Source organism: Acidisphaera rubrifaciens HS-AP3 (genome assembly GCF_000964365.1).
In the GTDB taxonomy this organism is placed as follows: domain Bacteria; phylum Pseudomonadota; class Alphaproteobacteria; order Acetobacterales; family Acetobacteraceae; genus Acidisphaera; species Acidisphaera rubrifaciens.
In genome coordinates, this window is record NZ_BANB01000356.1 from 1 (window position 1) to 3038 (window position 3038).

Annotated in this window: 3 protein-coding genes; all 3 read left to right on the forward strand. The window is 70.6% G+C overall.

Translation table 11 applies throughout. The annotated features are described in order from the left end of the window. A partial coding sequence (gene carB, locus B8460_RS11000; protein ID WP_048861647.1) for a carbamoyl-phosphate synthase large subunit occupies positions 1-1812 on the forward strand: 1812 nt, incomplete at its 5' end. A gap of 209 nt (positions 1813-2021) precedes the next feature. Continuing rightward, positions 2022-2495, forward strand: coding sequence for a transcription elongation factor GreA (gene greA / locus B8460_RS11005; RefSeq protein WP_048861648.1), 474 nt, complete (start codon positions 2022-2024; stop codon positions 2493-2495). Beyond that, positions 2488-3038 (forward strand): pyridoxal-phosphate dependent enzyme (locus tag B8460_RS11010; protein ID WP_048861649.1); only part of this gene is annotated, 551 nt, incomplete at its 3' end. The genes greA and B8460_RS11010, both read left to right, overlap by 8 nt.

Here is a 3038-nt window from a genome sequence, read left to right on the forward strand (position 1 = left end):
GGGCTGCCGCAGGAGGCGACGGCGTTGCGCCGGCTCAAGGCGCTGGGCTTCGCCGACTCCCGCCTCGCCGCGTTGAGCGGCCGCACCGAGGCCGAGGTCGCGGCGCTGCGCGCGCGCCTCGGCGTGGTGCCGGTCTATCGCCGCATCGACACCTGCGCCGCGGAGTTCGCCTCCGCCACGCCCTATATGTATTCGACCTACGAGGGCGGCTACGGCACGCCCGTGTGCGAGGCCGATCCGACCGACCGGCGCAAGGTCGTCATCCTCGGCGGCGGTCCCAACCGCATCGGCCAGGGCATCGAGTTCGACTATTGCTGCGTTCACGCGGCCTATGCGCTCAAGGACGCGGGCTACGAGACCATCATGGTCAACTGCAACCCCGAGACCGTGAGCACCGATTACGACACCGCCGACCGGCTGTATTTCGAGCCGCTGACCGCCGAGGACGTGATCGCGGTGGTGCGCCGCGAACAAAGCCGCGGCACCGTGCTCGGCTGCATCGTGCAGTACGGCGGCCAGACGCCGCTGAAGCTGTCGCAGGCGCTGTCGCGCGCCGGCATCCCGATCCTCGGCACCAGCGCCGACGCGATCGACGCGGCGGAGGACCGCGAGCGGTTCCAGAAGCTGCTGCATGGCCTCGGCCTGCGTCAGCCGGAGAACGGAATCGCCCGCAGCGCGGAGGAGGCGGAGGCGATCGCCGACCGCATCGGCTATCCGCTGGTGATCCGCCCGAGCTACGTCCTCGGCGGCCGCGCGATGGAGATCGTCTACGACCGCGCCGGCCTGCATCGCTACATGCGCGAGGCGGTGCGCGTCTCCGGCGACAACCCGGTGCTGATCGACCGCTACCTCAACGACGCGATCGAGGTGGACGTGGACTGCATCGCCGACGGCACCGATGTCTATGTCGCGGGCGTGATGGAGCACATCGAGGAAGCCGGCATCCATTCCGGCGATAGCGCCTGCGCCCTGCCGCCCTACACGCTCTCGCCCGCCATGGTGACGGAGCTGAAGGCGGAGACCGAGGCGCTGGCCCGCGCGCTGGAGGTGGTCGGGCTGATGAACGTGCAGTACGCGATCAAGGGCGACCTCGTTTACGTGCTGGAGGTCAATCCGCGGGCAAGCCGCACCGTGCCCTTCGTCGCGAAGGCGACCGGCGTCGCGGTGGCCAAGGTCGGCGCGCGGGTGATGGCGGGCGAGAAGCTGGCGTCCTTCCGCCTCGACGACCGCGCCATCGCCCCGCATGTCGCGGTCAAGGAAGCGGTGTTCCCCTTCGCCCGCTTCCCCAACGTCGATACGATCCTGGGGCCGGAGATGCGCTCGACCGGCGAGGTGATGGGCCTCGATCACAGTTTCGAGCGCGCCTTCGCCAAGGCGCAGCTCGGCGCCGGGGTGCGGCTGCCGGAGGGAGGGGCGGTGTTCATCTCCATCCGCGACGCCGACAAGGGCAGCGTGCCGGGCCTCGCGCGGCGGCTGGCGGACATGGGCTTCCGGCTGATCGCCACGCGCGGCACCGCGGCGCGCATCCGCGAGGCGGGGCTGGACGTCGCGGTGGTGAACAAGGTGCTGGAGGGCCGGCCGCACTGCGTGGACGCGATCCGCTCGGGCGAGGTGCAGCTCGTCATCAACACCGCCGCCGGGCCGCAGTCGGTCGCCGACAGCTTCGCCATCCGGCGCAGCGCGCTGACCCACGGCGTGCCGCACTACACGACCATGGCGGGGGCGCGCGCGGCGGTGCACGCCATCGCCGCCCTGCGCGCCGGGTCCCTTGAAGTCGCCCCGCTTCAGGGCTACTTTCGCGGTTCGTTCTGAAATCCGTCGCGGTGGGGAACCCTTGCCGCGGCGGTCGCGTTTCCGCCGCCCGGAGACCGGCTCCGAACGGATACGGAGTCCGGACGCGGGCCGCGGCGCCGGGACGGACAGCCTGACAGCCGGAACCGCGCCGCGCGGGGGATAGCGTGCCGGCGATGTTCCGGCGATGATCGCCGTGGCGTGCGACTGACCATTGAGGACCGACACTCGTGCAGAAGTTTCCGATGACCGGCCCCGGGCTGCAGCGTCTGGAAGATGAGCTGCGGCAGTTGAAGTCGGAGGAGCGACCCGCCGTGATCCGCGCGATCGCCGAGGCGCGCACGCATGGCGACCTTTCGGAGAACGCCGAATATCACGCCGCGCGCGAGCGCCAGTCCTTCATCGAGGGACGCATCGCCGAGCTTGAGGAGATCATCTCCTCGGCCGAGGTCATCGATCCCTCGACCCTGTCGGGCGAGAACGTCAAGTTCGGCGCGCATGTCCGTCTGATCGACGAGGAGACGGAGAAGGAAGCCGAATACCAGATCGTCGGCGTCCACGAGGCCGACATCAAAAGCGGCCGCCTGTCGGTGTCCTCGCCGCTCGCCAAGGCGCTGATCGGCAAGAAGCCGGGTGATACCATCAGCGTGCCCGCGCCGGGCGGCGACCGTTCCTACGAGGTTTTGAACGTCCGTTATGGCTGACGGGGGCGCCGCCCCGTCGGTCGGCATCGGCGATATCGAGGCCGCGGCGGCACGCATCGCCGGGCGCGTCGTGCGGACACCGACCCTCTATTCAGACGCCGTTTCGCGCGCAACGGGCGCCGATGTCTGGCTCAAGCTCGATAATCTGCAGGCGACCGGCGCGTTCAAGGAACGCGGCGCGGCCAACCGCCTCGCCCTGCTCGACGGCGGGGAGCGCGCGGCCGGCGTGATCGCCATGTCCGCCGGCAACCACGCCCAGGCGGTCGCCCGCCACGCCAGCCTGCTCGGCATCGCCGCCACCATCGTCATGCCCCGCCACACCCCGGCGACCAAGGTGACGCGCACCGCCGCCTGGGGGGCCGACGTCGTGCTGCATGGCGAGACCCTGGCCGAGGCGGCGGCGCACGCCCACGCCCTGGCCGCCGCGCGCGGGCTGGTGTTCATCCATCCCTATGATGACGCGGGCGTGGTCGCGGGCCAGGGCACGCTCGCGCTGGAGATGCTGGAGGTCATTGCGTGCTGCTGCCGCTTTATCCACAGATG